We start from the raw sequence: 25420 nt of genomic DNA, 5'->3' as shown, positions 1-25420 counted from the left end.
CCCCGCCTAAAATTCATACCGCAGACGTACCAGCAATACATTCACACCGGGGTTCACATCCGAGGTTCCGGCGTTTGATTTATGTGTGATCGCAACCGAAAGCGCCGTCTTGTCATTGATCTGGCGGCCCATGCCCAGCAGGGTTCTGATTTCAAAACGGCTGCCGATATCGGTTGAAGGTTCTTCATGAAAATAGAACCCCGGCATCACACTGCCCTCGACAAACCAGCGGTTGCGCAACAGATAAAGCGCGGCAAGCCCGGCACCGGCCCAGACATCGCGGCTGGCATGAACAGTGGCGGCAACAGCCAAAGACATATCCGCGCCCCATATCCGGGTCACAGGATCGGTTTGGTATTCAACACTGCCAATCGCGCGGTCCTTGGTTTCAAGCTCGGTAAAATCGTTAATCCCAACGCCGAATATCCAGGCTTCGGCCCTAGCGGAACGCACACTCGAAAGCGTTGCGCCGAACGCGCAAACGGCGATCAAGGCGCTCCGCAACGCATGACGAAACCGCTTTGGGCGGCTCCGCACGCTCCGTTTTCCATCTTGCTTTTGCATTTTAAGATTTCCACCGTTCGCGCGCCTTTTCTCACAGACACAACCGCCCGCGTCAAACAGCAACTTTTTTGACAGTGCGACATAGGGTGAATTTACAGAGGTGTTGGCACACCGCTTTGCCGACCCTGAGACATTTCTGGCGGGCAAGGTGCAATTCTCTTTCCTTTACGCCTTTGCGCACTAATCTGCCGGTATGGTTTTTCGCGCCCTTTGCATCCTGATCCTGCTGGCCGCTTGCGGACGTCCGCTAAGCGAAAACGAAGCGGCATTCGTCGCCCGCATGAAAGGTGGCGCTATTGATACCAGTCGGGTGCGCCTGATCGAAGGTGTACCGGCGGGTTCTGTCACCTTCAAACGCCCGGCACGCCCGCGCGTAACCTGCCGCGAACGTATCCTGCCGCCGCAGGACGAACAGATTGTCACCGTCAAACCCGGCGCCATGGCTCTTTTCAACCGCGTGTTTGTCCGCAAGGATATTTTTTTCGCTGATTACATAAACGGCTATCCCGACCAGATCAGCCTGCTGGCCACAATGTTCTTTGCCCATGAAATGACCCATGTCTGGCAGTGGCAGAACCGCGACAAGACCGGGTATCATCCGCTAAAGGCCGCATCGGAACATGCACAAAGCAAAGATCCTTATCTGTTCGACATTTCGCCCGATACGCAGTTTCTGGATTTCGGGTATGAACAGCAGGCCTCGATCGTCGAAGAATACATATGCTGCCGTGCGCTGGCCAAAGACGCGCCACGCACCCAGCGGCTGCACGACATGATTTCGCAAAATTTTCCGGTGGCCCCGCTTGAGGATGATCTGCTGGGGCGGGCCGTGGTGCTGCCCTGGAAGGATGCGCAGATCAAAGGTATCTGCGACTGATCGCGGTCAGCTCTGGATGCTTTCCAGATAGGCCAGCAAGGCGGCCAGCGACCGCGGTGTCGGCGTCAGGATACCATCCACTTCCACTGGCACGGTGTCTTCGCCTGTCATCTGCGCGCCGAATTCGGGCATCGCGCGATCCTTGTGGGTGCCTTTGGAATAGCCGTCGATCACCGACAGGGTTTGAGCACGTGGAAACACGCCGCCATTGCGTGCGGCGATCTGTGTCAGGTCCGATGGCGCGGGCGACAGGCCATTGGCCAAGGGGCCGTTTCCGGTGGCTGACACACCGTGGCAAGATACGCAGTTTTCAGCGAAAATTGCGGCTCCTTCGGACGGGCCGGGCATTTCCGATGCCGCACAAGCCGCAACAACGGCAAGTGCGCCGACAGTTCCCCAGATTTTCATGCCATGTTCCCTTCTGCCAGTTTCGCGCCCTTAACGGCGCTTATTGTGTCTGGACAGATTGCAGGAAGGCGACCAGTTGCGCAATGGGGCCGCTTGTCAAAATCGGCTGGCCATTGGCGGCTTTCAGCGCGGTATCGTTACCTTCGAAAAAATCGCCGTATACCGGCATCGGGCTGCCGTGGCTGACCAGCGGGTCACGCCCGTCGATCCGCCGGACCACCCGCTCCATCGGGAATACGCCGTCGTTTTCATTACTCAAGGTCGTCAGATCGGTGGGTTTGATCACCAGAACGCCTGCCATCGGGCCCTGCCCTGTCGCTTCGATCCCGTGGCAGGTGGCGCAATGCTTGAGATAAAGGCCGGCACCTTCGGTAATGTCCTGAGCCTGTGCGCCGCCTGCCGCCAGAACCAGCCCGCACAGCAATGCGGATATCTTTGTAAACTGCATTTTCGCCTCCCGCTTTCGGGCCTGAAATTCCGGCACGGCTGCACCGGAAAGGGTGCGGAATGTCCCCTTTGACCCGCACCCAAGTCTTGTACCAAAGCGCACTTGCAGCAATGATCCAGATCAAGACTCAGCACAGGGACAGAAGAATGGCGCAATACGCAGTGATCATGCTGGTGGCAGGCATCGGCATCCCAATCCTTGCCGCCCTGAACGCCGCCCTTGGTGCGCGGATCGGATCGCCCGCGGCGGCCGCAACCGTGTTGTTTGCCGTTGCCTTCGGGGCCACCGTGCTGGTGTTGCTGGCCACAGGGCCACAGGCGCTGTCCAAAATCACATCTGCCCCCAAACACCTGTTGCTGGCGGGGCTTCTGGTGGCGTTCTACGTGCTGTCGATCACCTATGTCGCCCCCCGTTTCGGAGTGGGCAACGCGGTGTTTTTCGTGTTGCTGGGCCAATTGATCAGCGCCGCCGCGATCGATCACTTCGGATTGTTCGGCGCACAGGTTTCAACGCTGGGCTGGATGCGCCTTGCCGGGATATCGGTCATGGCGCTTGGGGTCTGGATCACTCAACTGGCGTAAGTGGCCAGCGCTTGTGTCTGCGCCCATAGCGCATCGGGCACATCGACCGGATCAGACAGGGTCTTGCCCTGTCCGGGCAGGCGCGCGCCCTTGTCCTGTGCCACCAGATCGCTGATCTCGGACAGGTGCGTGAAAAAATGATCTGCATCTGACGGATCAATCAGCAGGTAATACTGTCCCAGATCATGCGGCGGACCGTCTGCCGCCTTGAGCGCCTTGACATCGCGCGACAGGGCACCCCCAGTCAGGCCCGCTGCCAGCAATTCGGCCATCAGACCAAAGCCCCAGCCCTTGTAGCCGCCCATCGACACCAACGATCCCTTGAGCGCGGCAGCAGGATCGGTTGTGGGTTGTCCGTTTTCATCCACGGCCCAGCCTTCGGGAATGCGTTCCCCCGCCGCATTGGCCATTGTGATCTTGCCCAGCGCGACGGTTGTGGTGGACTGGTCAAACTGCATCGCAACCCCGCCCTGTCCGTCAGGCACGGAAAACGCGATCGGGTTGGTGCCCAGAACACGGGTACGCCCGCCGGGCGGTGCAACAATGGCGGATGCGTTGGTGAACCCGATGCCGATCAGTCCTCGGCGCGCGATCTGGCCGGTAAAATAGCCCAGCGATGTGCAGGTGTGGGCATGACAGATGGCCAGTGATGCGGTGCCGTTGGTGCGCGCCGCAGCGATGGCAGCGTCAAGCCCGGCGGCAAAGGCGGGCTGGGCAAACCCCAGCATGGCATCAACGCGCACGGCACCGGCGCGCGGTGTGCTGACATCGGGCGCGGCATGCCCGTTCACACGGCCCGAAAGCAACTGTTCGCAATAGCTTTGCAGATAATAAAGACCACAGATTTTGTTGCCGGTGCCTTCGGCCTCGCGCACGGCATCCGCAACCGCATCCGCAGCCGGCGCGGCAGCCCCGTGCGCGATCAGCGCTTCGCGCGTTGCCTGTTCGATCTGATCCAGCGAAACCTTTGTCATACCCTGTCTTTCCTTCCTGTCCGCGCCCAGATGTGCGCGCGGCCCGATGTTATGGTCAACCGTGGCTTGCCGTGTCGCTTAACCGGCCCGCATCCAGCCGCACAATCCTGTCCATCCGCGCGGCCAATTCCAGATTGTGGGTCGCGATCAGGGCCGACAGGCCGGTATTGCGCACCAGATCCATCAAGCTGGCAAACACCTGATTGGATGTTTCCGGATCAAGATTACCGGTCGGTTCATCCGCCAGCAACAGGCGCGGTTTATTGGCCAGTGCGCGGCAGAACGCGACGCGCTGTTGTTCCCCGCCCGACAGCGCGGCAGGGCGGTGGTCTGCCCGCGCGGCGATGCCGACAGTGCGCAGCAATTCGATCGCGCGGTTCTGTGCCTGTGTCTTGGGCACGCCGGCGGCCAGTTGGGGCAGCACGATGTTTTCCTGCGCCGAGAACTCGGGCAGCAGATGGTGAAACTGATAAATGAACCCCACATCGGTGCGGCGCACCGTGGTGCGCTGACGGTCGGACAATCCGGTCATGTCGGTGCCCCCGATATGCACCTGCCCTGCATCCGGCGTGTCCAGCAGACCCGCGATATGCAGCAGGGTGGATTTACCCGCACCTGACGGGGCGACCAATGCAACTACTTCGCCCTTGTCCACATGCAGATCGACACCGCGCAGGACAGCCACCTCATTCGGCTTGCCCGCATTGTAGGTCTTGGTCAGGCCCTTAAGATCAAGAATGCGGACGTCATTCATAGCGCAGCGCCTCGACCGGGTTCATCCGTGCGGCGCGGCGCGCCGGAAAGATCGTCACGACAAAGGACAGCCCCAGAGACAGCGTAACGGCGGACAGCACATCTTTGAGATGCAATTCGGCAGGCAGTTGGTAGATGCCGCGCACAGCCGGATCCCAGACTCCGCCGCCCCATGCGTAGTTCACGAAGGAAAAAATCGGATCGATATAGATGGCGAACAAACATCCAAGGATCACGCCAAGGGCGGTGCCGATGATACCGGTAAACGCCCCGCATATGAAAAACACGCGCAGCACCGACCCTTCGGTCAGGCCCATCGTGCGCAGGATACCGATGTCGCGCCCCTTGTTCTTGACCAGCATGATCAGGCCGCTGACGATATTCATCGCCGCAATCAGCACCAGAATCGACAGGATGATGAACATCACATCATCCTCGACCTCAAGCGCGCGCAGGAACCCGCCCGATGCATCACGCCATGTCCAAAGCTGGGCCCGTTCGCCTGCCGACTTCAGCAGATCGAAATTCATGCTGTCGACGGTTTCAGGATCGCGCACCATGACCTCAAGTTCGTCCGCAACACCTTCGCGGTTGAAAAACGCCTGTGCTTCGGCAAAGGGCAGATACACACGGGTGCGGTCGATATCATAGCGTCCCGCATTGAAAATATAGGTTACTTCATAGGCGTTGATGCGCGGGCTGGTGCCAAAGGCGGTTTTTACCCCGTTGGGTGAGATCAGTTTGATCTTGTCGCCCAGTTGCGCGTTCAGTTCCCGCGCCACCCCAGACCCGATCGCCACCCCGCGATCAAAATCGGCGATGTTGCCGATGGCCGTTTCAGGGTTCGCAATACGCGGGATTGTGGCCAGATCGGCGGCGCTGATGCCGTAGACCTCAACCCCGGCGTTGCGGTCGCGCAGGTTGACCATGACCTGCCCGCGCACCAAAGGCGCCACGCGGGTCACACCGTTCACCTGTGCCACGCGATCTGCCAAGGCACTGTAATCCTTGATCGTGCGGTCCAACTGGCCGTTGGGCAGCACATCACCGATCTTGTAAACCGTCACATGGGCATTGGAGCCAAGGATCGTATCCACAAATTCGGCGCGAAAACCTGATCGCACGGCCAGTGTGGCGATCAGGGCGAAAACGGCCAGCGTGATGCCGATCAGGCTGATCCACGTCATGACCGATACGCCGCCTTCGGCGCGGCGCGCGCGCAGATAGCGCCACGCGATCATCCATTCAAAAGGGGCAAAGGGGGCGGGTGTTCTGGCCAAGTTCGCTGTCCTGCTCGTTTGCGCGCGAAAGTGGGGGTTCGCAACAGCGGGGTCAAGCGGTGACTGACGTTTGTGCGATATTGGCGGCCCGTGCCCTGTCAGATCAGCCGCCGCCTGCGCCGGAGAAGGTGCAGCAGCATCAGCACGGCGCGGATCGCGGCCGCCCCAAGGCCAAAGCCAACGAAGGCAAACGCAGCCCCTTCCACCGTGACCGGCACCGCCGGTTTGAACGCCACCAGTGCGGCACTTGCAATATCAGGATCTGTCAGGCGCGTACCGTGATAGGCGCGCATAAACGGCCCTGCGGCAGCCAGTGCTTCCAGATCGGCGCTTCAGGCGCGCATGTCGCGCAAAGCTGCGCTGCATGTCATCACGCCGCCGCTCTACAAACGCTGTGCCGGTCATTTGCGCCAGTGCCTGTTCGCGGGTCAGCCCTTCGGCGGCGGCAGAGGCATCAAAATCGGCCACCACCTGCCCCAGTGCATCAACCGCACCGCCCAGACGCTGGGTGTATTGCTGTGCATATTCGGGAAACTGCGACAGCGTTGCCGCACTGGCAACGCCGCCCGCAAGCACCAATGTGCGCGTGATCATTTCGTCTGCTCCTGCCGCGTGGGCCATCGCCGTCTGCCGTGCGATGTGCCCTTTTGCGTCAGTCTAGCAGATCAGACCGGTCCGATCAAAATCTGAGTCAGATGTAGGTGTGGAACGACCGTTTCCCCATCATTTCCACATGATCCGCCTTGTGATGGCCCGTGTAAATCTCGTAGATTTTCTGCACCGCAGCCTCGGGCGGCAGTTCTTCGCTTTCGCCAGTGCGGCGGCTGGTCAGTTCAACCACACCGTTTTTCAGCCCGCGCGGGCCGACGGTGATGCGCCAGGGCAAACCGATCAGGTCCATCGTGGCGAATTTGCCACCGGCCCGTTCATCGCGATCATCATAAAGCGGGTCCAGCCCCAGCGCCGTCAAAGAAGCATAAAGCGCCTCGCAGGCGGCATCGGCTTCGCCGTCGCCCTGTTTCAGGTTCACGATCCCGCAATGGAACGGCGTGACCCCTTCGGGCCAGATGATCCCCTTGTCGTCATGGCTGGCCTCGATGATCGCGCCCAGCAGGCGGCTGACGCCGATGCCGTGGCTGCCCATATGCACAGGTACCTTTTCGCCGTCCTTGTTCTGAACAGTGGCGTTCATCGCTTCGGAATATTTGGTGCCAAAATAGAAAATCTGCCCCACCTCGATGCCGCGGGATGTCTTGCGCCGCGCTTCGGGGATGGCATCAAACAGGGCCGCATCATGGGTTTCATCGGTGCGGGCATAGGGTGTTGTCCATTCTTTCACGATGGCCGCACATTCGTCCCAGCTGTCATAATCCACCACTCGGTCGCCCAGTTTCAGGTTCAGGATATCGGCATCATAAAACACTTCGGATTCGCCGGTGTCCGCCAGAACCAGAAATTCATGCGTGTCATCCCCGCCAATCGGGCCACTGTCGGCCCGCATCGGCAACGCCTTCAGGCCCATCCGTTCATAGGTCCGCAGATAGCTGACCATATGGCGGTTGTAAGCATGCAGCGCCGAAGGCTTGTCCACATCGAAATTGTAACCGTCCTTCATATAGAATTCGCGGCCCCGCATCACGCCAAAGCGCGGGCGGATTTCATCGCGGAATTTCCACTGGATATGATAGAGCGTCAGCGGCAGATCCTTGTAGCTGCCGACATGGCTGCGGAAGATATCGGTGATCAGTTCCTCGTTCGTGGGGCCATAAAGCATATCGCGCCCGTGCCGGTCGGTGATGCGCAGCATTTCTTCGCCGTAATCGTCATACCGCCCGCTTTCGCGCCACAGATCTGCCGATTGCAGCGTTGGCATCAGCATCGGAATATGGCCTGCACGCATCTGTTCTTCGTGCACGATGTTTTCCACCTTTTTCAGCACCTTGAAGCCCATGGGCAACCACGAATAGATGCCCGCGCTGGCCTGTTTGATCATGCCGGCCCGCAACATCAGGCGATGGCTGACAATCTGGGCATCGGCAGGGTTTTCCCGCAAGACGGGCAAGAAATATCGGGTCAGGCGCATGGGTTTGAAACCTTTTGGCAGTCGAATGTTGCAAGGGGTCTAAGCCAAAGCTGGCAGGCCCGCAATCCGGCAATCACAATGAACAAAGGTGTTTCACCTGTTACAGGCAGTTTACGCGAAACACCTGCCAATTAGAACGATACCGGAATTAGGCAAACAGTGATCACGTCGGCGTGACACTGTGAACCGGGGCGCGATGCAGGCCGTATTCCCTACCACATGCAAGACAGCATGATTGAAACACGGGAAGGGACCCAGAAATGAACAAATTCCGCACCATCGCCGCTGCCGCCGCGACTGCCTTCACATTCGGCACCGCCGCGAGCGCCGCCGACATCGTTGACATCGCCGCCGGAGATGACCGGTTTAGCACGCTGGTCGCAGCCGTCACCGCCGCCGGACTGGTCGATACTCTGAAAGGCCCGGGTCCGTTTACAGTATATGCTCCCGTCAACGATGCATTCGCCGCCCTTCCAGAAGGCACGGTTGAAACGCTGCTGAAGCCGGAAAACAAGGGACAACTGACCAATGTGCTGCTGTACCATGTCGATGACCGCAAACTGACTGCCGGGGACATCCCCAACGGTTCGAACTATTTCAAGCCGGTGCTCGCATCCGAACGCCTGTGCATCACCAAAGGATCGGACGGTGTCACAATTGCTGATGGAACCGGTGAATCCGCGACAGTCATCATCGCAGATATCATGGCCGATAACGGTGTGATCCACGTAGTAGACAAGGTGCTGCTGCCCGGAACACGCCCCGCCTGCCACTGACCCTTTGCCAGTGTCAGATGTTGTGATCATCTGGTTGGTCCCCCCAATCTCATGATCCGGCCGGAAAGGTCCTGCTGTTACAGCAGGGCCTTTTTGCTTGTTCTGAACGTGCTTGCCCCTTGAAACCTTCGGTGGCATCGGCGATGTGTACACCTAACCAACCCGAGGATCGAATGACATTGTCAGCCCGAGATCAGCTGAAGTACTGGGGCATTGCTACGGTCGGTTTTGTCGTGGCTATGTGGCTTCTCGGTGATGTGCTGCTGCCGTTTGTTCTGGGCGGCGCCATCGCGTATTTTCTGGATCCCGTCGCGGACAGACTGGAACGGATGGGTTTGTCGCGCGCTGCCGCAACGGCGATCATTACCGTCGCCGCGGTTCTGGTTTTTGTCATTCTGATCCTGCTGGTCGTGCCAACGCTGGTGGAACAATCCGTATCGCTGTTCAACACCGCGCCCCAACTGGTGCGAGAGTTTTCGACCTTTCTGACCGAACGGTTCCCATCTTTGGTGGATTCCGAATCGACGATCCGCAAATCGCTGGTCACAATCGGGGAAACCGTGCAGGACCGCGGCGGCGAATTGCTGAATTCGGTGCTGTCATCGGCGGCGTCGGTGATCAACGTTGTGATCCTGATGGTCGTGACGCCGGTTGTGGCCGTCTATATGCTGCTGGACTGGGATCGCATGATCGAACGGATCGACGGGCTTTTGCCACGGGATCACGCGCCGGTTATCCGCCAACTGGCCCGCGATATTGACAAAACGCTGGCCTCGTTCATTCGCGGGATGGGCACTGTGTGTCTGATCCTTGGAACCTACTACGCTATCGCGCTGATGCTGGTGGGCCTGCAATTCGGGCTTGTTGTGGGTTTTGTCGCCGGGCTTGTCACGTTCATTCCCTATCTGGGCGCGTTGATCGGCGGGGCGCTGGCGATCGGGCTGGGATTGTTCCAGTTCTGGGGGGATTGGATATCGCTTGCGATGGTGGCGGGTATTTTCGTAATCGGTCAGGTCGTGGAAGGGAATATTCTGACACCCAAGCTGGTGGGAAATTCCGTCGGCTTGCACCCTGTCTGGCTGCTGCTGGCGTTGTCTGTTTTCGGGGCCTTGTTCGGCTTTGTCGGAATGCTTGTCGCTGTTCCGGTCGCCGCTGCGATGGGCGTAATCGCGCGATTTGCTGTCGGGCAATATACCCATAGCCGCCTTTATCTGGGACAGTCGGGCCAGGACAAAACCTGAAATGTCGTCACAACAGCTCAGCTTTGATCTGCCCGCCAAACCGGCGCTGGGGCGCGGTGATTTCTTCGTATCGCCCGCCAATGCGGTTGCCGTGTCGATGATTGATATGTGGCCCAACTGGGTGGGCCGCAAGCTGACTCTGTGTGGCCCCGCAGGATCGGGCAAAACGCATCTGACCCATGTGTGGGCAGCAGCATCGGGCGCGCATGTCGTGCAGGCCCAAGATGTAGGCGACGCCGATATCCCCGCCCTGTCGCGCGGCCACGTCGCGATCGAGGATGTGCCCGACATTGCCCATGACGCCGCCGCCCAAGAGGCGCTGTTCCACCTGCACAATCTGGTTCTGGCCGAAGGTCATTCGCTGTTGCTTACCGGAGTGTGCGCACCGGATCACTGGGGCCTGACATTGCCTGATCTGCAAAGCCGCATGCAAGGCACGCAGAACGCGGCACTCCAGCTGCCCGATGACACGCTGTTGGCGGCGGTTCTGGCCAAACTATTCGCAGATCGCCAGATTACGCCACCGGCTGATCTGATCCCCTATCTGATCCCCCGCATGGATCGGTCTTTTGCCCGCGCCCGCGATTTGGTAGACATGCTGGACCGTCAGTCTTTGGCGCAACGGCGCAAATTGAATCGCGCCCTTGCCAAGGAATTGCTTGGAACAGGCTGACTCTGTTACAAAAACATAACAATTCATCGTAATAAGGCCTTTATGACAAACACAGATTTTCTCAAGGCACCGTTCCCCGAAGCTGTCGACTTGCCGGATCTTGATCTGGGCGGGCCGGGCCGGTTCTTTAACCGGGAACTCAGTTGGCTGGGCTTTAACTGGCGCGTTTTGGAAGAGGCGGAAAACCCCCGGGTGCCGCTTCTGGAACGCTTGCGGTTCCTGTCCATTTCGGCCGGCAATCTGGATGAATTTTATACGGTGCGCGTGGCCGGCCTGCGCGAACTGGCGCAGGCGGGAAACACGATGCCGTCCGATGACGGGCTGACGCCTGCGGAACAATTGCTGCTGATCAACGAGGACGCGCAGAACCTGTTGCGCGCGCAGCAGGCGGCCTTTGTGTCGCTGCGCACGGAAATGGAAGCCAACGGAATCACCATTCTGGAACGCGAAACCCTGAACGAGGCTGATAAAACCTATCTGGAAGACGTATTTCTGAACCGCGTCTTTGCCGTTCTGTCGCCGCTGGCGATTGATCCGGCACATCCGTTTCCGTTCATTCCAAACACCGGCTATTCGCTTGCCCTGCAACTGGAACGCACGCGCGACAAACGTCCGCTTCAGGCGCTTTTGCCTATTCCCGGACAGATCGACAGGTTTATCGCCCTGCCGAGTGAAGAAGGTGAACACCGTTTCCTGCCGCTGGAAGAACTGCTGCTGCTACATCTGGGCAGCCTGTTTCCGGGCTACAAGCTTAAGGCGCATTTCAGTTTTCGCGTCCTGCGCGACAGCGATCTTGAGGTCGAGGACGAGGCCGAAGATCTGGTGCGCGAATTCGAAGTGGCGCTGAAACGCCGCCGTCGCGGCGAAGTGGTGCGCCTGACCCATTCAGCAGGCGCGCCGCCCAAGCTGAAAGAGGTCATCATGCGCGAATTGCATGTGCGCCCCGACGAAGTGATCGAAATTGACGGCATGATTGGCGTGGCCGATCTGGCCGAACTGGTGATTGATGCGCGCCCCGATCTGCTGTGGCCGTCGTTCACGCCACGGGTGCCGGAACGTGTCAGCGATCACGATGGCGACATGTTCGCCGCGATGCGACAGAAAGACATGCTGTTGCATCACCCGTATGAAACATTCGATATGGTGATCCGGTTCCTGCAACAGGCGGCGCGCGACCCTGACGTTGTTGCGATCAAACAAACGCTTTACCGGACCTCCAAGAACTCGCCCATCGTCGAGGCGCTGTGCGAGGCGGCGGAAGACGGCAAATCCGTGACCGCATTGATCGAATTGAAAGCCCGCTTTGACGAGGCCGCCAACATCCGGCAGTCTCGCCGTCTGGAACGGGCGGGCGCGCATGTCGTGTACGGGTTTCTTGATCTGAAAACGCATGCAAAAATCAGCACGGTCGTGCGCCGCGAGGGCAATCTGCTGGTCACCTATACCCATTACGGAACGGGAAACTACCACCCGATCACAGCCCGCATCTACACAGATGTGTCGCTGTTCACCTGCGATCCGGAACTGGGCCGCGATGCCACCAAGGTGTTCAATTACCTGTCGGGCTATGCCGAACCGGAACATCTTGAAAACCTTGCCATTTCTCCCACGACCCTGAAAATCCGCCTGTTGGATCTGATTGCGGCCGAAGCGGCCCATGCCGAAGCGGGCAAACCTGCCGTGATCTGGGCCAAGATGAATTCGCTGATCGACAGCGAAGTCATCGATGCGCTTTATGCCGCAAGCCAGGCAGGGGTGAAGATCAGCCTTGTGATCCGCGGCATTTGCGGCCTGCGCCCCGGCGTCAAGGGGCTGAGCGAAAACATTCGCGTCAAATCCATCGTCGGGCGGTTTCTGGAACATTCGCGCATCGTCTGTTTTGGCAACGGTCACGAATTGCCGGGCAAAAAGGCGCGGGTGTTCATTTCATCGGCCGACTGGATGGGGCGCAACCTGAACCGTCGCGTCGAAACCCTTGTCGAAATCAACAACGCGACCGTCAAGGCGCAGATCGTCAGCCAGATCATGGCCGCCAATCTGGCGGATGTTGCGCAAAGCTGGGTCATGTCACCAGATGGCACGTTTGTGCGCCCGGATGTGCCGCAAGGTACGTTTGCCTTCAACTGCCATCGCTTTTTCATGGAAAATCCGTCGCTTTCAGGGCGGGGTTCGGCGGGTGCGTCCGATGTGCCACAACTGACCCATACTGACGATTAGTGCCGGTTTGCGCCGCGACGGTGATTGACCCTTGCCCGTCGGTGACGCATTTTGCAGGCGCGCCGAAGAACCGGAAAACGGGGGATTGAATGAACGTGGCAGCCGAACCCGCCAACACCGATTGGGGGCCTTTCGGTCGTCCGCTTTTCAATGATGCCTCGGCCCGCGCGCTGTCGCGGGTGGGCGTGATTGATATCGGATCGAACTCGGTGCGGCTGGTGGTATTTGACGGCGCGGCCCGCAGCCCGGCCTATTTTTACAACGAAAAGATCATGTGCGCCCTTGGCGCAGGTCTGAGCGAAACCGGCCAGTTGAGCCCACAGGGCCGTGCGCGGGCGCTGGCCGCGATCAAGCGGTTCCAGACCCTGGCCGATGGCATGGGTATTCCGCCCTTGACCGCTGTGGCCACCGCCGCTGTGCGCGAGGCCAGTGACGGGCGCGACTTTTGCAGTGACGTGGAACGCGAAACCGGATTGCGCATCTGGGTGATAGATGGCGAGGAAGAGGCCCGTCTTTCGGCGCAGGGCGTATTGCTGGGCTGGCCCGGCTCTTACGGGCTGGTCTGTGACATTGGCGGGTCTTCGATGGAACTGGCCGAAATATCGCAGGGCCGCGTCGGGCGGCGGGTGTCTTCGCGACTTGGCCCGCTGGTTTTGTGCGATATCAAGGGCGGCAAGGCCGGGCGGCGCGCGCATATCAAATCGGTGATGCAGGAACTGGGCGAAAAAATGGGCCCGCAGCGCGACCGCCTGTTTCTGGTTGGCGGATCATGGCGTGCCATCGCGCGGATCGACATGCACCGGCGCGGCTATCCCCTGCACGTGCTGCACGAATACCGGATGACAGCGCGATCAGTATCGCAGACGGTGAAATACATCGAAAAATCCGACCCCGAGCAATTGCGCAGCGAATGTGGTGTATCATCGGCACGCATGGCGCTGGTGCCCATCGCCGCCGAAGTGCTGAAACGGTTGATCAGCACCTTTCGGCCCAAAGACATTGCGCTGTCCAGCTATGGCATCCGCGAAGGCATGTTATACGAACAAATGCCGCAGCGCCTGCGTGACCGGGACCCGCTGATAGAAGCGTGTCGCTTTGCAGAGGCCAAGGATGCGCGGCTGCCGGGGTTTGGCAAGGCCTTGCACAGTTTCATCATGCCGCTGTTCCAATCGGCACCGGCTGACAAGAAACGACTGATCAAGGCGGCCTGCCTGTTGCATGATGTCAGCTGGCGCGCGCATCCCGATTATCGCGCCGAGGTGTGTTTTGACAACGCCACGCGGGCCAATCTGGGCGGGCTGAAACATTCCGAAAGGGTATTTCTGGGCGTGGCCTTGCTGCATCGCTATCGCAACCGTCGCGAGGGCACGCGTTTCGAAGACCTGTATAACCTGATCGATGAAAAGAAGCAGTTGCAGGCCGAAATTCTGGGCAAGGCGATGCGGTTCGGCGCAATGCTGTGGATGGAGCCCGACGCGCAAATGGGCAAGCTACGATGGTACCCCAAGAAAAAGCGGCTGGAACTGACGCTGACGCCAGAGGCTGTGCCGCTTTACGGTGAAGTGGCCGAAGCCCGGTTTCTGTCACTGGCGGCCTCACTGGGCGCTGAAACGCATGTCAGCACCGCGGCGTAATCCTTAAAGATCTATGGATCCGTCAGGGCCAAGTTCGGGGCCAAGTTCGGGCGTTGCATCAGGCCCGATTTCTTCCGGTGTTTTCTTGCGCAGTATGATATCGCCGTTGGGCAGGATTTCAGGCGGGTGATACGCGCTCCAATCCTCGACCTGCGCCAGCAGATCAGACAAGGCAGGCCCCATCTGTTCGGCAAACCCCCGCAAGGCTGGTCCCACCTCTTCGCCCAGCCCTTCCAGATCTTTCAGGGTCGGTTCCATCTGTTGCAGGATGCCTTCCATGAACATCTGGGCACCGCGTTCCATCAGCGACAGGCCTTCGCTGTCCTGTTCCTGCGCGCTGGCGGGTACACCGGACAAGGCAATGATCATCACAAGGGGAGCAAACTGTTTCATGCTCCTCAATATACGAGATCCCGCCGTCGTTTTTAAGGGGTCAAAGATCAATATCCAGTGTGACGGGAAAATGATCTGATGCGATAAGCAAAGCATCGCGCAATTCCTCAACGGCCCAGCATGCCGGATCATCCAGAGGATGCCAGATCCGCCAGACCGGCCTTTTCTGGCGCAAATCCTGCGACACCATGATGTAATCCAGCAAGGCTTGCAGATAGCGGCCCTCGTCCTTGATGAAAAACCGCGATGTGGTCGGAAGTGCCGGAATGCGCTGCCCAAGTGCGCGCTGCGCGTGCGGATCAAACAGCGGATTGCCGTTGCCTTCACCCATCACGATTTCCACCGAAGACCGCCCGAACAATCCTTCGTATTCGTCCAGACCGGGGCCGTCATTCAGATCGCCCAGCACAATCACCGGTGTTCCCTGATCCAGATGCGCCTGCACCCGTGCCCGCAACCAGATCGCCTGGGCAAGCTGTTTGCGACGGTTCGCAATCGACAGGCGCATGATCGCATCGCGGCCACGCGCCCCGTGCGGTGCCTTTGATTTCAGATGCGCGCCGATCATCCGGAAAGCCACACCCGTTCTGGTTTCCATCGCCAGTTCCAGAGGCGGCTTGGAAAACTGAACAAGGTCTTCATGCGCGTCAATGTCCAGATCAATCCGGAACACACCGTCAAAGCGGGGCGCATCAACACCGCCCTTTTTACCGGTTTCATCCCCCTGGGGATCATGGCGCGCGCTGACCACTTCCGGATCATAGAGCAGGGCAATTTCCTGCTGGGTGTCGTTGGCAAACCCCATCACGGCCCGGTTTGTTCTCAGATCAAAGGCCGCGGCGAAATCTTCCAGCGCCGCGACTGTCGATTGACTCGGACTTTGATCGGGGGCTTCGATGATCATGATCGCATCGGCATTCAGGGCGGTAAACACGATCCCCAGGGCCTCGGCCTGCTGCGCACGGGTAACATCGCGCCGTCCCGACCACGCGCCATCCGCGACCAGTTTGCTGTTTTCGTCAAAAAGATTGGCGAACCATTCCACGTTATACGTGGCAATCCGCATCAGCCCTGCGCCTCTTTGATCGCTTCCCATGCGCGGTTGATGTCAATCATCCGTTTTTCCGCCAGCTTCACCGCCTCGGGCGGAACCCCCCGCGCGATCATCGCATCGGGGTGGTTGCTGCGCACCAGTTCGCGCCAGACCTTGCGAACAGAGCTTATCGGGGCATCGGCGCTGACCCCCAGAACGGTGTAGGGGTCGGGGTGTGCATCGGGAACGAACCGCGCGCGCAACGCCTGAAAGCTGGCATCGGGCAGACCGAAAATCTCGGCCACGCGTTTCAGAAACAGGTTCTCGTTGGGATGATAGAACCCATCGGCCATGGCGATGTGAAACAGGCCTTCCATCAGGTCGCAGAGCGTGCCCTCCTGACCGTCAAACATTTTCTGGATGCGGGTCGCGTAATCTTCGAATCCGGCAACGTCCTGACGCGCCAGATTGAACACTTTCGCCGCGCCCGCCTCGTCTTCTGCGGCGATCTGGAACACTTCGCGAAAAGCGGTCACTTCGGCGCGCGTGACCTGCCCGTCGGCCTTTGCCATTTTGGCACCCAGCGCAATCACGGCAATCGCAAAGGCCACGCTGCGTTCCGGCGGGCTGCGCAATTTGTCAAAGACAGCCGTCAGGCTTTCGCCCTGGGTCAGGGCGGCAAGGGCATCTGAAATACGGGTCCATAACGTCATGGCGCGACGATACAAGCTGCGGGGACAAGTGTCAGTGGGGTCAGCCGATTATTTTCTGCATCAGGATCAGATCAATCCATTGCCCGTGCTTGAACCCCGCCTGACGGATACATCCCGCATCAGCAAAGCCAAGACTGCGGTGAAACGCGACCGCACCGGGGTTTTGTGCGCTGATCCCCGCGATCAGGCTGTGAACCCGGTGCGCGCAGGCGGCTTTTTCCAGTGTAGCCATCAAATCGCACCCAATGCCCTGACCGCGCGCGCCTGGGCGCAGCATGACCGAATGTTCCTTGCAAAACGCGTATCCCGGCCCGGACCGGAAAGGCCCGTAAGTGGCAAACCCGACAACCGCGCCGGATGTGTCCGTTGCGACAAAAAACGGGTCGGGCGCGTTTGCAATCCTTTCGGCGATGGTTTCGGGTTGTTTTTCTTCGGTTGTGAAGGTGACAAGCGTATCGCGGATGACATCGTTCCAGATGTCACAGATGGCAACGGAGTCCTGCACTTTGGCCGCGCGTACCGGCATCACAGGTGTTGAGTGCCAGTCGGCGTTTCGATATCGGCGTGCAACCCGGCGGGCCCCTTTTCAAAAACGATGACGGACCTGTCGAGATAGGGGGCCAGTTCACCCTCAAGCCGTTCGACCTGCGGGTGCGACACGATCAGGCGCGACAACCGGCAGCCCTGCGATGTCAGCAGGGCACTTGGATGCACCGGAGACTGCCATTCGATCAGCGCCGGAAAGCAGTTGTCATAGGGCAAAATCCCGTCTTTCGGAACGGCCATGCGCCACCGCAGATCACCCCGGCTAAGCGATACGGGCACACCCGCCTGGGGTAACACGCCCAGAACTGCATCCAGATCTTCAACCTGGCAAATCCAGTTGGTCAGACGCGGCGGCCCCTGAAACCGGTCCAGATCAAACCACCGCGTCCGTTCGGGTGGCAGGGCGGACGGATCGATTGCGATGACTTCCAGATACAGCCCGTCGGCCAGACCCAGCAATTCATTGTGGGTACCAAAAAAATCATGCGCTCCGCCGGGTTGCAGGGCTACGCCAAGGCGTGATTCCGTCCAGTCTGTTGCCTCGGCCAATGTCTGGCCTGCGATGGCAATATGATCCAACCTGATGGTTTCAGTGCTCAAATTCTGTGTTCTCCCAGCGCCGTCGCCCGAAATGGCAGCGGGTTCGGCCACAACAGAGCCCATAGGAAAATGAATTTGAGAATATTTCAACTGTTTCCGGACGCAAAGCGCGTTGAAAGCGCGGGCGTCTCAACCCACCCAGACGACGACAGACCAAAGTGCCGCAAGAACTGTTGTGTAGAACGTCGCGGCGAAACCCAACCCGCGCAGCGGCGGGGACAGATGGTATCCGACCCAGAACACCAGCCGCGAAAGCGCAAAGGCAACCCCCATCACCAGCACGACAAAGCCGCCCAGCGTGGTGGCAACAAACGGCCAGATCACCAGCGCAAGCACCGCCTGTTCGGTTGTGTTGGCCAGAACCTTCTGATCGATCCATGCCGCAGAACCCGGTGCGAAATCCTGACCGTCGATGATACTGTCATCAAAGAAACGCCGCTGCGCCAGCCGAGCGATCATCGCCATCATCACCAGACCGGGCGCAAAAAAGGCGGTCAGCAGCGCGACGTTCGCGGGCATGAACGCCCCGCCCGCCAGTCGCTGCCCGCCCCAGACCACGGCCAGCGCCCACAGGGCACCGCCCGCCATGCCCGAAAGGATGGTCGGGCGTTTGCCCATCAGGCGCGCGCCTTGCGGATCAGGCGCAGAATGTCCTGCGCCGCCTCGGGGATGTTGGTGCCGGGGCCAAAGATCGCCTTGACGCCCGCGTCATAGAGAAACTTGTAATCCTGCTGCGGAATGACACCGCCGCAGATCACGATGATATCTTCGGCATCGGCATCCTTGAGGGCCTGAACCAGCTGCGGCGCCAGCGTTTTATGCCCTGCAGCCTGCGAACTGATGCCAATCACGTGCACATCGTTGTCCACCGCGTCCTGCGCGGCCTCTTCCGGTGTCTGGAACAGCGGCCCTACATCCACGTCAAACCCGATATCGGCAAAGGCGGTGGCAATCACCTTGGCGCCGCGATCATGCCCGTCCTGCCCCATTTTCACGACCAGCATGCGCGGGCGGCGGCCTTCGTCAGCGGCGAAATCCTCGACCGATTTCTGGATTGCGGCAAACCCTTCGTCGCCTTCATAGGCCGCGCCATAGACACCGGCCAGCGTTTTGACTTCGGCGCGGTGACGGCCGAATTCCTTTTCCATTGCCATACTGATCTCTCCTACGGATGCGCGGGCGCGGGCGGCATCCACCGCGGCGTCCAACAGGTTTCCGCCTTCGCTGGCGCGGCGGGTCAATTCGTTCAGGGCAGCGGTGCAGGCAGCATCGTCCCGCGTTGCGCGCATTTTCTCAAGCCGCGCCACCTGGCCCGTGCGCACCGCGTCATTGTCGATATCCAGAATGTCGATCGGATCCTGTTTATCCAGTTTGTATTTATTGACCCCGACAACCACCTCTTGGCCGCGATCAATCATCGCCTGTCGACGCGCGGCGGATTCTTCGATCCGAAGCTTGGGCAGGCCGCTGGCAACCGCCTTGGTCATGCCGCCCATTTCCTCGACTTCGTCAATCAGCTTCCACGCCTCGGCCATCAAATCTGCGGTCAGTTTTTCAACGTAATAGGAACCGGCCAGCGGATCGACCACATTGGTGACGCCGGTTTCTTCCTGCAAAATCAACTGGGTATTGCGCGCGATGCGGGCCGAAAATTCGGTTGGCAGGGCAATCGCCTCGTCCAGCGCGTTGGTGTGCAGGCTTTGGGTGCCACCCAACACGGCACTCATCGCCTCGTAGGCGGTGCGCACCACGTTGTTATAAGGATCCTGTTCCTGCAAGGACACGCCGGATGTCTGGCAATGGGTCCGCAGCATCGACGATTTCGGGTTTTTCGGTTCGAATTCCTTCATGATCTCGAACCACATCTGGCGCGCGGCGCGCAGTTTCGCGGCTTCCATGAAAAAATTCATGCCGATGGCAAAAAAGAACGACAGCCGGCCGGCAAACTTGTCGACATCCATGCCGCGCGCAATCGCGGCGCGGACATATTCGCGCCCGTCGGCCAGCGTATAGGCCAGCTCTTGCACAAGGTTCGCGCCCGCCTCTTGCATGTGGTAGCCGCTGATGCTGATCGAATTGAATTTCGGCATCTCGGTGCTGGTGTATTCGATAATGTCCGCGATGATGCGCATCGACGGTTCGGGCGGATAGACATAGGTGTTGCGCACCATGAATTCCTTGAGAATGTCGTTCTGGATCGTGCCGGACAGAACCGCACGGTCATGGCCCTGCTCTTCTCCGGTGACGATAAAATTGGCCAGTATAGGGATCACCGCACCGTTCATCGTCATCGACACCGAAACCTTGTCGAGCGGGATGCCGTCAAACAGGATTTTCATGTCCTCGACGCTGTCAATGGCCACACCGGCCTTGCCCACGTCACCGACCACGCGGGGATGATCGCTGTCATAGCCGCGGTGCGTGGCCAGATCGAACGCAACTGACACGCCCTGCTGCCCTGCCGCCAGTGCCTTGCGGTAAAAGGCGTTGCTTTCCTCGGCAGTGGAAAAGCCGGCATATTGCCGGATGGTCCATGGCCGGCCCGCATACATGGTGGATTTCACACCACGGGTAAACGGCGCCTGCCCCGGCAAGGTGCCCAGATGGGTCAGGTCGGCCATATCCTCGTCCGTATAGACAGGCTGCACGTCGATGCCTTCAAGGGTGTGCCATGTCAGGTCTTCCAGGCTGCGGTTGCGCAGTTCGGCCTTGGCCGCTTCAGCCCATTTCTCTTTTTTCGTTGTCATGTCCGTGTCCTCTTGCATTTCGGGCGATGGCAGACGTGTTCCCCGTCTTGTTCGCCCCTGTTCCCTGGGTGAAATTGGCCAATCCGTCGGCGCCTGTGCGCAGCCAGAACAGATCGTCCAGATAGGTTTCTCGCAGATGCGCGGTTTGTACGGCATCAAACGGATACCAGCGATCCGTACCGGTCAGGCCCGCGCCGTTCTGTCCGCGCTCGGCCACCATCTGGCGCAAGACATCCGGTGCTGGCGTGGCATTGCACCAGTTTCGGGCATGCGTTTCCGGACCGGCCTGCCCTGTCATCAGGGCCAGTTGCACATCGGGTTGGCCCACATAGTTTTCGAATGGCACCACGTTAATGTCCGCATGTGGCATAGCGCAGGCGATATCGGTAATCACGTCGCGCCAGCTGCGGCGCCCCTGCACCAGCCGATCAAGTTCTGCCCGATCAGGCACGCCGCGCCCGCGGGTGATCCCGTATCCCAGCGACGATGCCCAATACCGGTCCAGCGCGCGGATGGTCAGGAAAACCCTGGTTTTCCGGTCTTCAAACGCAGGTGCGAAATGGGCCAAACGCTCACCCGCCGCAGGATAAAGGGTATTTGTGTCCAGATTACCGCATACCGACCCGATCATGTTTTCGTCGCTGATCACCAGATGTGTGTGGCCCCGCGAAAAGGCCCGCGCGCAGCCCAGTTTGACCCGCCCGATCCCGCGTTTTTGAAGATCGCGGCCCGTTGCCGCCCCCGGTTTTGGCAGGATGCCGGCAAAAACCCCGCGCCGTGTGCGCCTTGGCCCCCAGAACCCTGTTCCCATCGCGTTCAGTTCAATCAGGTTGCGACGCATGTAATCCTGAAATGTCGTCGTGCCGGTACGGTGCGCCCCGATATGCAATATCACGTCCATGAATGCGCCCGCCTGTCGCCACAGGGCCGCCCAGTCCGGCCCGATCCTTGGGATGGCGGCCATCATTGCGTTGAACCTCTGACAAAGCACTTAACACAGCCGTTTTGTACAACAACGTTACGATCTGTGTTCGCATTCCGGAAATTGCCCCCTATATTGCGCTTAGCAGGAGACATTATGAAAAACACGTTAGCCCTTGTTTTAGCCGGATTTCTCGCACTGCCAGCCGGTGCGACAGGATCGGTTGATCCAGCCGAACTGCCCTTGATCCGGCCCGCTGAAAGCTCAGATTTGAGCGAATTTTTATGGATAAAGCGGCCCGTCGTCGTGTTTGCGGACACCCCGGCCGACCCGCGGTTCATCGAACAGATCGAATTGCTGGAAAAAGAGCTTGAGATGCTGGAAGTGCGCGATGTCGTGGTGTTGACCGACACAGACCCTGCGGCAAAATCCGCAATCCGCACAAAGCTTCGCCCGCGCGGCTTTACACTGGTGCTTGTTGGCAAGGACGGCGGGGTCAAGCTGCGTAAACCGGCGCCGTATACAGTGCGCGAACTGACACGGGTGATTGACAAGATGCCCGTGCGCCAGCGCGAGGTGCAGGAGCGCCGCGGAGAATAATGCGACCGCGGCCCCTGTAGGGCGGCGGATTCATTGCATGTCAGGCGGCGATGCCCTATATTGAAACAGGAAACGGGCGCATGGTGCGCCTTACCGTCAGGAGTGACCGGATATGTCGAATACACCGAAATCACCGCCTCCTAGAACTGGCCAGACCGGACCGCGTCCGGGGTACTGACGGCTGCGCCATTGGGCGCACCGATACTGGCATTTAACGTTTCAATAGCCTGATTGCCCTGATCCAGCGCTTCAAGCTTGAGCGAAATGTAATCCGTGTACATCTTGATACGCTGTTCCTGATCCATGCCGTCAAACTTGTAGGATCGCAGGTCTTCTATCATCGCCTCGATCGCGAATACCTGATTGTAATAGCGCACCACCGGGCCGATCACCTGTTCGGGCAGGATGCTGATATCGGTCAGGACCGTCTTGAACACCGTGTCATTGCGTTCGGACGGCACAAACGGGGCATAGTTTTCATCGGTTTCCATCTGCCCCACCACTTCGGCCCAGATATCGCGCAGATCGAAGCCGGGATTTGACAGAATATCCATATAATGCTGGATTTCCGCGCGCAGGGCGATTTGCAAATCTTCGCACCTCTCGCGGCGGCGACGCCGGTCGCGCCTGACTTCGCGCTGCCCGGTCACGAACCAGCCCGCCACATTGATCAGCGCCGCAATCACGGCGGCAATAATGGCCGGGCCTATCCATTCGACGGGCAGCATTCAATCTCACTCAAACTCCATGATAACATCGTCCACGGCAAGGCTGTCGCCAGCACCGGCGTTGATCTTGGATACGATGCCCTTGCGCTCGGCGCGCAGGATGTTTTCCATTTTCATCGCCTCGACAGTGCACAGCGCCTGTCCGTCCTGCACTTCATCGCCTACTTCCACGTTCACTTTTACGATCAGGCCCGGCATCGGGCACAGCAGCATTTTCGATGTATCGGGCGGCAGTTTTTCCGGCATTTTGGCGGCCAGTTCGGCCTGGCGCGGGGTACGCACGTGCACTTTCAGATCGGCACCCCGGCTGCGGATACGGAACCCGCCGCTGACCTTGCCCACTTTCAGCACCAGCGGCGCGTCATCCACCGTCAGCATCGCAAGCTGATCGCCCGGCGTCCAATCGCTGGTCACGCGGTGCGATGTCCCATCTTCAAAAGCCACGGTTGCGCCAGCCTTGTCCGCATCAATGGTCACGTCATAGCTTTGGCCCTGCACGGCGACGTTCCAGTCGCGTCCGACCTTGCGCTCGTGATTGTCCATACGGCCCGAGACTCGCGCACGGCGAATTTCGGCAACCCGGTGCATCGCGGCGCAGGACGCTGCGATCTTGCGCAAATCGGCCTCGGCCAGTTCGACGCCTTGAAATCCGTCGGGGAACTGTTCTTCGATAAAGGCGGTGGTCATGTCACCTGCCACAAAGATCGGGTGATCCATCACCGCTGCCAGAAACGGCAGGTTGTGGCCGATGCCTTCCACTTCGAAGCTGTCCAGTGCCACCCGCATCCGTTCAATCGCATCTTCCCGGGTCGGGGCCCATGTGCACAGCTTGGCGATCATGGGGTCGTAATACATGCTGATCTCGCCGCCCTCGTAGACACCGGTATCGTTGCGCACGACATGGCTGGCCTCGGCCACCTCGGCGGGCGGGCGATAGCGCGACAGGCGGCCAATGGATGGCAGGAACCCGCGATACGGGTCTTCGGCATACAGACGGTTTTCGATCGCCCATCCGTTCAGTTTGACATCATCCTGTGTGATGCTCAGCTTTTCGCCGTTGGCGACACGGATCATCTGTTCTACCAGATCAACACCGGTGATCAGTTCTGTCACCGGGTGTTCAACCTGAAGGCGCGTGTTCATTTCCAGGAAATAGAAATTCTTGTCTCCGTCGACGATGAATTCAACCGTGCCCGCGCTGGTGTAATCCACCGCCTGCGCCAAAGCGACGGCCTGTTCGCCCATGGCGCGGCGCGTTGCCTCGTCCAGAAACGGGCTGGGGGCTTCTTCGACAACTTTTTGGTTGCGGCGCTGGATACTGCATTCGCGTTCTCCCAGATAGATGCCGTTGCCGTGACTGTCACACAGCACCTGAATTTCGATGTGGCGCGGCTGGGTCACGAATTTCTCGATAAAAATCCGGTCATCCCCGAACGAACTTGCCGCCTCGTTCTTGGAACTTTGAAAGCCTTCGCGCGCTTCGTCGTCATTCCACGCGATACGCATGCCCTTGCCGCCGCCACCGGCAGACGCCTTGAGCATGACCGGATAGCCGATTTCGTTGCTGATGTTCACTGCCTCGTCGGCATCCGAAATCAGCCCCATATAACCGGGCACGGTGCTGACCCCGGCCTCTTGGGCGATTTTCTTTGACGTGATCTTGTCGCCCATCTTTTCGATGGCGCCGACAGGCGGGCCGATAAAGGCAACACCTTCAGCGGCCAGTGCTTCGGCGAATTTGGAGTTTTCCGACAGGAACCCGTATCCCGGATGCACCGCCTGCGCGCCGCTGGCGCGGATCGCCTCCATCACCTTGTCGATCACGATATAAGACTGGTTGGCGGGGGGCGGGCCGATGTGCACGGCTTCGTCTGCCATCTGAACGTGCAACGCCTGTTTGTCAGCGTACGAATAGATCGCAACGGTCGATATGCCCATCTTGCGGGCGGACTTGATAACACGGCAGGCGATTTCGCCCCGATTTGCGATCAGGATCTTACTGAACATATTTTGTCCCTTTTGGTGATGGAGTGGTCGCACGCCAAACGGCCGCGTGCCCGAAGGTGCGCGGCAGTCAGATCGTGACAAGGATGATCCGAACGCGGCGGGCAGAGGCCCGCAACGGTCAGAGGATTAGCATTTGCCGGGGTTTTGATCGCAATAGATGACGCTACCGGCGGCACCGACTGCCGCTGTGGCAAACGGGTTGGTGTCCAGCAACAGCGCTGCGCCGACACCGGCACCGGCGCCGACAAGCGCCTGTTCACCGGTCGTATCGCCACAGGCTGCGAGCCCGGCGCACACAACGATTGCGGATGTCCATTTGAGGATTGGCATCGGATTTTTCCTTTTTTGCCTGACTGCTCGTTTTCCACAGATGACATAACCTGGCCCAGAGGCAAGGAGTTTTGCGCCAAGGGCGGCAAATGCGCCAAGTGTCGCGCAAAATCGGCCCCGCGCAGCCCAATGGCGGCCGGCGAAACAGAAAAATCTGGCCGCCGACCGTCAAGGGAAGGGGTACGGTAGTGATGCAACTTACGCGCTGTTCGGATGGAAACAGGCGCTGCACCTGCGACACTGGCAATCAATGCGCTGCACGCCAATGGGATTGGACCCACCTGTGAATTTT

28 protein-coding genes are annotated in these 25420 nt (G+C 59.4%); 8 read left to right on the top strand and 20 right to left on the bottom strand.

Features of this window, described 5'->3' with window-relative positions:
* Nucleotides 1-6: 6 nt before the first annotated feature.
* Complete coding sequence (locus C1J05_RS05155; protein WP_254684708.1) at nucleotides 7-453, bottom strand: acyloxyacyl hydrolase; 447 nt, start codon at nucleotides 451-453, stop codon at nucleotides 7-9.
* Between the two features lie 304 nt (nucleotides 454-757).
* Between C1J05_RS05155 and C1J05_RS05150 the strand changes: the two genes are divergently transcribed.
* On the top strand, nucleotides 758-1441 hold the full coding sequence (locus C1J05_RS05150; protein ID WP_114869316.1) for a hypothetical protein: 684 nt from the start codon (nucleotides 758-760) through the stop codon (nucleotides 1439-1441).
* 6 nt (nucleotides 1442-1447) lie between these two features.
* Here C1J05_RS05150 and C1J05_RS05145 read toward each other — a convergent pair whose 3' ends face one another.
* Both C1J05_RS05145 and C1J05_RS05140 read right to left on the bottom strand, forming a co-directional pair.
* Entirely contained in the window at nucleotides 1448-1849 is a 402-nt protein-coding gene (locus C1J05_RS05145) for a c-type cytochrome (protein WP_114869315.1), read from the bottom strand.
* Between the two features lie 40 nt (nucleotides 1850-1889).
* Nucleotides 1890-2297, bottom strand: coding sequence for a c-type cytochrome (locus C1J05_RS05140; protein ID WP_205389075.1), 408 nt, complete (start codon nucleotides 2295-2297; stop codon nucleotides 1890-1892).
* Nucleotides 2298-2443: 146 nt separating this feature from the next.
* On the opposite strand from C1J05_RS05140, the gene C1J05_RS05135 reads away from it, so the two are divergent.
* The gene (locus C1J05_RS05135; protein ID WP_114869314.1) at nucleotides 2444-2878 is read left to right on the top strand and encodes a DMT family transporter; all 435 of its coding nucleotides are present in this window, start codon (nucleotides 2444-2446) and stop codon (nucleotides 2876-2878) included.
* On the opposite strand, the gene C1J05_RS05130 is transcribed toward C1J05_RS05135, so the two are convergent.
* The 6 genes from C1J05_RS05130 to proS form a co-directional block, all read right to left on the bottom strand.
* A complete protein-coding gene (locus tag C1J05_RS05130) occupies nucleotides 2866-3852 on the bottom strand; it encodes an Ldh family oxidoreductase (RefSeq protein WP_114869313.1) in 987 nt (328 codons plus the stop codon). The genes C1J05_RS05135 and C1J05_RS05130 overlap by 13 nt on opposite strands.
* Nucleotides 3853-3907: 55 nt before the next feature.
* A complete protein-coding gene (locus C1J05_RS05125; RefSeq protein ID WP_114869312.1) occupies nucleotides 3908-4606 on the bottom strand; it encodes an ABC transporter ATP-binding protein in 699 nt (232 codons plus the stop codon).
* A complete protein-coding gene (locus C1J05_RS05120; protein WP_114869311.1) occupies nucleotides 4599-5885 on the bottom strand; it encodes a lipoprotein-releasing ABC transporter permease subunit in 1287 nt (428 codons plus the stop codon). The genes C1J05_RS05125 and C1J05_RS05120 overlap by 8 nt, the downstream gene beginning before the upstream one ends.
* A 98-nt stretch (nucleotides 5886-5983) precedes the next feature.
* Complete coding sequence (locus C1J05_RS21795) at nucleotides 5984-6178, bottom strand: DUF2937 family protein (protein ID WP_254684707.1); 195 nt, start codon at nucleotides 6176-6178, stop codon at nucleotides 5984-5986.
* Complete coding sequence (locus C1J05_RS05115; protein WP_254684706.1) at nucleotides 6141-6479, bottom strand: DUF2937 family protein; 339 nt, start codon at nucleotides 6477-6479, stop codon at nucleotides 6141-6143. Before C1J05_RS05115 ends, C1J05_RS21795 begins: the two co-directional genes overlap by 38 nt.
* Nucleotides 6480-6576: 97 nt before the next feature.
* Nucleotides 6577-7968, bottom strand: coding sequence for a proline--tRNA ligase (proS, locus tag C1J05_RS05110; RefSeq protein ID WP_114869310.1), 1392 nt, complete (start codon nucleotides 7966-7968; stop codon nucleotides 6577-6579).
* A 260-nt stretch (nucleotides 7969-8228) separates the two neighbouring features.
* Between proS and C1J05_RS05105 the strand changes: the two genes are divergently transcribed.
* The 5 genes from C1J05_RS05105 to C1J05_RS05085 all read left to right on the top strand — a co-directional run bounded on the left by C1J05_RS05105 (nucleotide 8229) and on the right by C1J05_RS05085 (nucleotide 14509).
* Nucleotides 8229-8744, top strand: coding sequence for a fasciclin domain-containing protein (locus tag C1J05_RS05105; protein ID WP_114869309.1), 516 nt, complete (start codon nucleotides 8229-8231; stop codon nucleotides 8742-8744).
* 173 nt (nucleotides 8745-8917) lie between these two features.
* Nucleotides 8918-9985: an AI-2E family transporter gene (locus C1J05_RS05100; protein WP_114869308.1), complete on the top strand. Its 1068-nt coding sequence runs from the start codon at nucleotides 8918-8920 to the stop codon at nucleotides 9983-9985.
* 1 nt (nucleotide 9986) lies between these two features.
* Nucleotides 9987-10658, top strand: a complete 672-nt coding sequence (locus C1J05_RS05095) for a DnaA ATPase domain-containing protein (RefSeq protein WP_114869307.1) — start codon at nucleotides 9987-9989, stop codon at nucleotides 10656-10658.
* Between the two features lie 42 nt (nucleotides 10659-10700).
* On the top strand, nucleotides 10701-12875 hold the full coding sequence (locus C1J05_RS05090) for an RNA degradosome polyphosphate kinase (protein WP_114869306.1): 2175 nt from the start codon (nucleotides 10701-10703) through the stop codon (nucleotides 12873-12875).
* Nucleotides 12876-12964: 89 nt separating this feature from the next.
* Nucleotides 12965-14509: a Ppx/GppA family phosphatase gene (locus tag C1J05_RS05085; RefSeq protein WP_114869305.1), complete on the top strand. Its 1545-nt coding sequence runs from the start codon at nucleotides 12965-12967 to the stop codon at nucleotides 14507-14509.
* A 3-nt stretch (nucleotides 14510-14512) separates the two neighbouring features.
* Here the strand turns inward: C1J05_RS05085 and C1J05_RS05080 are convergent, their stop codons facing one another.
* From C1J05_RS05080 to C1J05_RS05045, 8 genes are all read right to left on the bottom strand, one after another.
* Nucleotides 14513-14902 carry a hypothetical protein gene (locus C1J05_RS05080; RefSeq protein WP_114869304.1) on the bottom strand — a complete coding sequence of 130 codons (390 nt, stop codon included), beginning with the start codon at nucleotides 14900-14902 and terminating at the stop codon, nucleotides 14513-14515.
* Between the two features lie 40 nt (nucleotides 14903-14942).
* Nucleotides 14943-15968 (bottom strand): endonuclease/exonuclease/phosphatase family protein, encoded by a 1026-nt coding sequence (locus C1J05_RS05075; protein ID WP_114869303.1) that lies wholly within the window; start codon nucleotides 15966-15968, stop codon nucleotides 14943-14945.
* The gene (locus C1J05_RS05070) at nucleotides 15968-16648 is read right to left on the bottom strand and encodes a molecular chaperone DjiA (RefSeq protein ID WP_114869302.1); all 681 of its coding nucleotides are present in this window, start codon (nucleotides 16646-16648) and stop codon (nucleotides 15968-15970) included. Before C1J05_RS05070 ends, C1J05_RS05075 begins: the two co-directional genes overlap by 1 nt.
* A 40-nt stretch (nucleotides 16649-16688) precedes the next feature.
* Nucleotides 16689-17174: a GNAT family N-acetyltransferase gene (locus C1J05_RS05065; RefSeq protein ID WP_114869301.1), complete on the bottom strand. Its 486-nt coding sequence runs from the start codon at nucleotides 17172-17174 to the stop codon at nucleotides 16689-16691.
* Nucleotides 17174-17794 carry a VOC family protein gene (locus C1J05_RS05060; protein ID WP_441351683.1) on the bottom strand — a complete coding sequence of 207 codons (621 nt, stop codon included), beginning with the start codon at nucleotides 17792-17794 and terminating at the stop codon, nucleotides 17174-17176. The genes C1J05_RS05065 and C1J05_RS05060 overlap by 1 nt, the downstream gene beginning before the upstream one ends.
* Nucleotides 17795-17923: 129 nt before the next feature.
* Nucleotides 17924-18412 (bottom strand): MAPEG family protein, encoded by a 489-nt coding sequence (locus tag C1J05_RS05055; RefSeq protein ID WP_114869299.1) that lies wholly within the window; start codon nucleotides 18410-18412, stop codon nucleotides 17924-17926.
* Entirely contained in the window at nucleotides 18412-20541 is a 2130-nt protein-coding gene (gene scpA / locus C1J05_RS05050; RefSeq protein ID WP_114869298.1) for a methylmalonyl-CoA mutase, read from the bottom strand. Before scpA ends, C1J05_RS05055 begins: the two co-directional genes overlap by 1 nt.
* Nucleotides 20513-21508, bottom strand: a complete 996-nt coding sequence (locus tag C1J05_RS05045; protein WP_114869297.1) for a hypothetical protein — start codon at nucleotides 21506-21508, stop codon at nucleotides 20513-20515. The genes scpA and C1J05_RS05045 overlap by 29 nt, the downstream gene beginning before the upstream one ends.
* A 111-nt stretch (nucleotides 21509-21619) precedes the next feature.
* On the opposite strand from C1J05_RS05045, the gene C1J05_RS05040 reads away from it, so the two are divergent.
* Nucleotides 21620-22063: a DUF4174 domain-containing protein gene (locus C1J05_RS05040; protein ID WP_114869296.1), complete on the top strand. Its 444-nt coding sequence runs from the start codon at nucleotides 21620-21622 to the stop codon at nucleotides 22061-22063.
* Nucleotides 22064-22203: 140 nt separating this feature from the next.
* Here C1J05_RS05040 and C1J05_RS05035 read toward each other — a convergent pair whose 3' ends face one another.
* From C1J05_RS05035 to C1J05_RS05025, 3 genes are all read right to left on the bottom strand, one after another.
* Nucleotides 22204-22791 (bottom strand): hypothetical protein, encoded by a 588-nt coding sequence (locus C1J05_RS05035; protein WP_114869295.1) that lies wholly within the window; start codon nucleotides 22789-22791, stop codon nucleotides 22204-22206.
* Between the two features lie 6 nt (nucleotides 22792-22797).
* Nucleotides 22798-24798: an acetyl-CoA carboxylase biotin carboxylase subunit gene (locus C1J05_RS05030; RefSeq protein WP_114869294.1), complete on the bottom strand. Its 2001-nt coding sequence runs from the start codon at nucleotides 24796-24798 to the stop codon at nucleotides 22798-22800.
* Between the two features lie 126 nt (nucleotides 24799-24924).
* A complete protein-coding gene (locus C1J05_RS05025) occupies nucleotides 24925-25128 on the bottom strand; it encodes a hypothetical protein (protein ID WP_114869293.1) in 204 nt (67 codons plus the stop codon).
* Between the last annotated feature and the right edge of the window lie 292 nt (nucleotides 25129-25420).

This window comes from Sulfitobacter sp. JL08 (genome assembly GCF_003352045.1).
In the GTDB taxonomy this organism is placed as follows: domain Bacteria; phylum Pseudomonadota; class Alphaproteobacteria; order Rhodobacterales; family Rhodobacteraceae; genus JL08.
This window is presented reverse-complemented; position numbering and strand designations above follow the sequence as displayed.

What these genes read in the sequence shown, in the direction of transcription:
- C1J05_RS05075 (WP_114869303.1), bottom strand. Translation starts at nt 15,968, where the DNA reads ATGCGGATTGCCACGTATAACGTGGAATGGTTCGCCAATCTTTTTGAC.
- C1J05_RS05040 (WP_114869296.1), top strand. Translation starts at nt 21,620, where the DNA reads ATGAAAAACACGTTAGCCCTTGTTTTAGCCGGATTTCTCGCACTGCCA.
- C1J05_RS05140 (WP_205389075.1), bottom strand. Translation starts at nt 2,297, where the DNA reads ATGCAGTTTACAAAGATATCCGCATTGCTGTGCGGGCTGGTTCTGGCG.
- C1J05_RS05145 (WP_114869315.1), bottom strand. Translation starts at nt 1,849, where the DNA reads ATGAAAATCTGGGGAACTGTCGGCGCACTTGCCGTTGTTGCGGCTTGT.
- scpA (WP_114869298.1), bottom strand. Translation starts at nt 20,541, where the DNA reads ATGACAACGAAAAAAGAGAAATGGGCTGAAGCGGCCAAGGCCGAACTG.
- proS (WP_114869310.1), bottom strand. Translation starts at nt 7,968, where the DNA reads ATGCGCCTGACCCGATATTTCTTGCCCGTCTTGCGGGAAAACCCTGCC.
- C1J05_RS05085 (WP_114869305.1), top strand. Translation starts at nt 12,965, where the DNA reads ATGAACGTGGCAGCCGAACCCGCCAACACCGATTGGGGGCCTTTCGGT.
- C1J05_RS05100 (WP_114869308.1), top strand. Translation starts at nt 8,918, where the DNA reads ATGACATTGTCAGCCCGAGATCAGCTGAAGTACTGGGGCATTGCTACG.
- C1J05_RS05065 (WP_114869301.1), bottom strand. Translation starts at nt 17,174, where the DNA reads ATGCCGGTACGCGCGGCCAAAGTGCAGGACTCCGTTGCCATCTGTGAC.
- C1J05_RS05115 (WP_254684706.1), bottom strand. Translation starts at nt 6,479, where the DNA reads ATGATCACGCGCACATTGGTGCTTGCGGGCGGCGTTGCCAGTGCGGCA.
- C1J05_RS05090 (WP_114869306.1), top strand. Translation starts at nt 10,701, where the DNA reads ATGACAAACACAGATTTTCTCAAGGCACCGTTCCCCGAAGCTGTCGAC.
- C1J05_RS05030 (WP_114869294.1), bottom strand. Translation starts at nt 24,798, where the DNA reads ATGTTCAGTAAGATCCTGATCGCAAATCGGGGCGAAATCGCCTGCCGT.
- C1J05_RS05055 (WP_114869299.1), bottom strand. Translation starts at nt 18,412, where the DNA reads ATGGGCAAACGCCCGACCATCCTTTCGGGCATGGCGGGCGGTGCCCTG.
- C1J05_RS05080 (WP_114869304.1), bottom strand. Translation starts at nt 14,902, where the DNA reads ATGAAACAGTTTGCTCCCCTTGTGATGATCATTGCCTTGTCCGGTGTA.
- C1J05_RS05105 (WP_114869309.1), top strand. Translation starts at nt 8,229, where the DNA reads ATGAACAAATTCCGCACCATCGCCGCTGCCGCCGCGACTGCCTTCACA.
- C1J05_RS05130 (WP_114869313.1), bottom strand. Translation starts at nt 3,852, where the DNA reads ATGACAAAGGTTTCGCTGGATCAGATCGAACAGGCAACGCGCGAAGCG.
- C1J05_RS05070 (WP_114869302.1), bottom strand. Translation starts at nt 16,648, where the DNA reads ATGACGTTATGGACCCGTATTTCAGATGCCCTTGCCGCCCTGACCCAG.
- C1J05_RS05095 (WP_114869307.1), top strand. Translation starts at nt 9,987, where the DNA reads ATGTCGTCACAACAGCTCAGCTTTGATCTGCCCGCCAAACCGGCGCTG.
- C1J05_RS05045 (WP_114869297.1), bottom strand. Translation starts at nt 21,508, where the DNA reads ATGATGGCCGCCATCCCAAGGATCGGGCCGGACTGGGCGGCCCTGTGG.
- C1J05_RS21795 (WP_254684707.1), bottom strand. Translation starts at nt 6,178, where the DNA reads ATGCGCGCCTATCACGGTACGCGCCTGACAGATCCTGATATTGCAAGT.
- C1J05_RS05150 (WP_114869316.1), top strand. Translation starts at nt 758, where the DNA reads ATGGTTTTTCGCGCCCTTTGCATCCTGATCCTGCTGGCCGCTTGCGGA.
- C1J05_RS05035 (WP_114869295.1), bottom strand. Translation starts at nt 22,791, where the DNA reads ATGCTGCCCGTCGAATGGATAGGCCCGGCCATTATTGCCGCCGTGATT.
- C1J05_RS05135 (WP_114869314.1), top strand. Translation starts at nt 2,444, where the DNA reads ATGGCGCAATACGCAGTGATCATGCTGGTGGCAGGCATCGGCATCCCA.
- C1J05_RS05125 (WP_114869312.1), bottom strand. Translation starts at nt 4,606, where the DNA reads ATGAATGACGTCCGCATTCTTGATCTTAAGGGCCTGACCAAGACCTAC.
- C1J05_RS05025 (WP_114869293.1), bottom strand. Translation starts at nt 25,128, where the DNA reads ATGCCAATCCTCAAATGGACATCCGCAATCGTTGTGTGCGCCGGGCTC.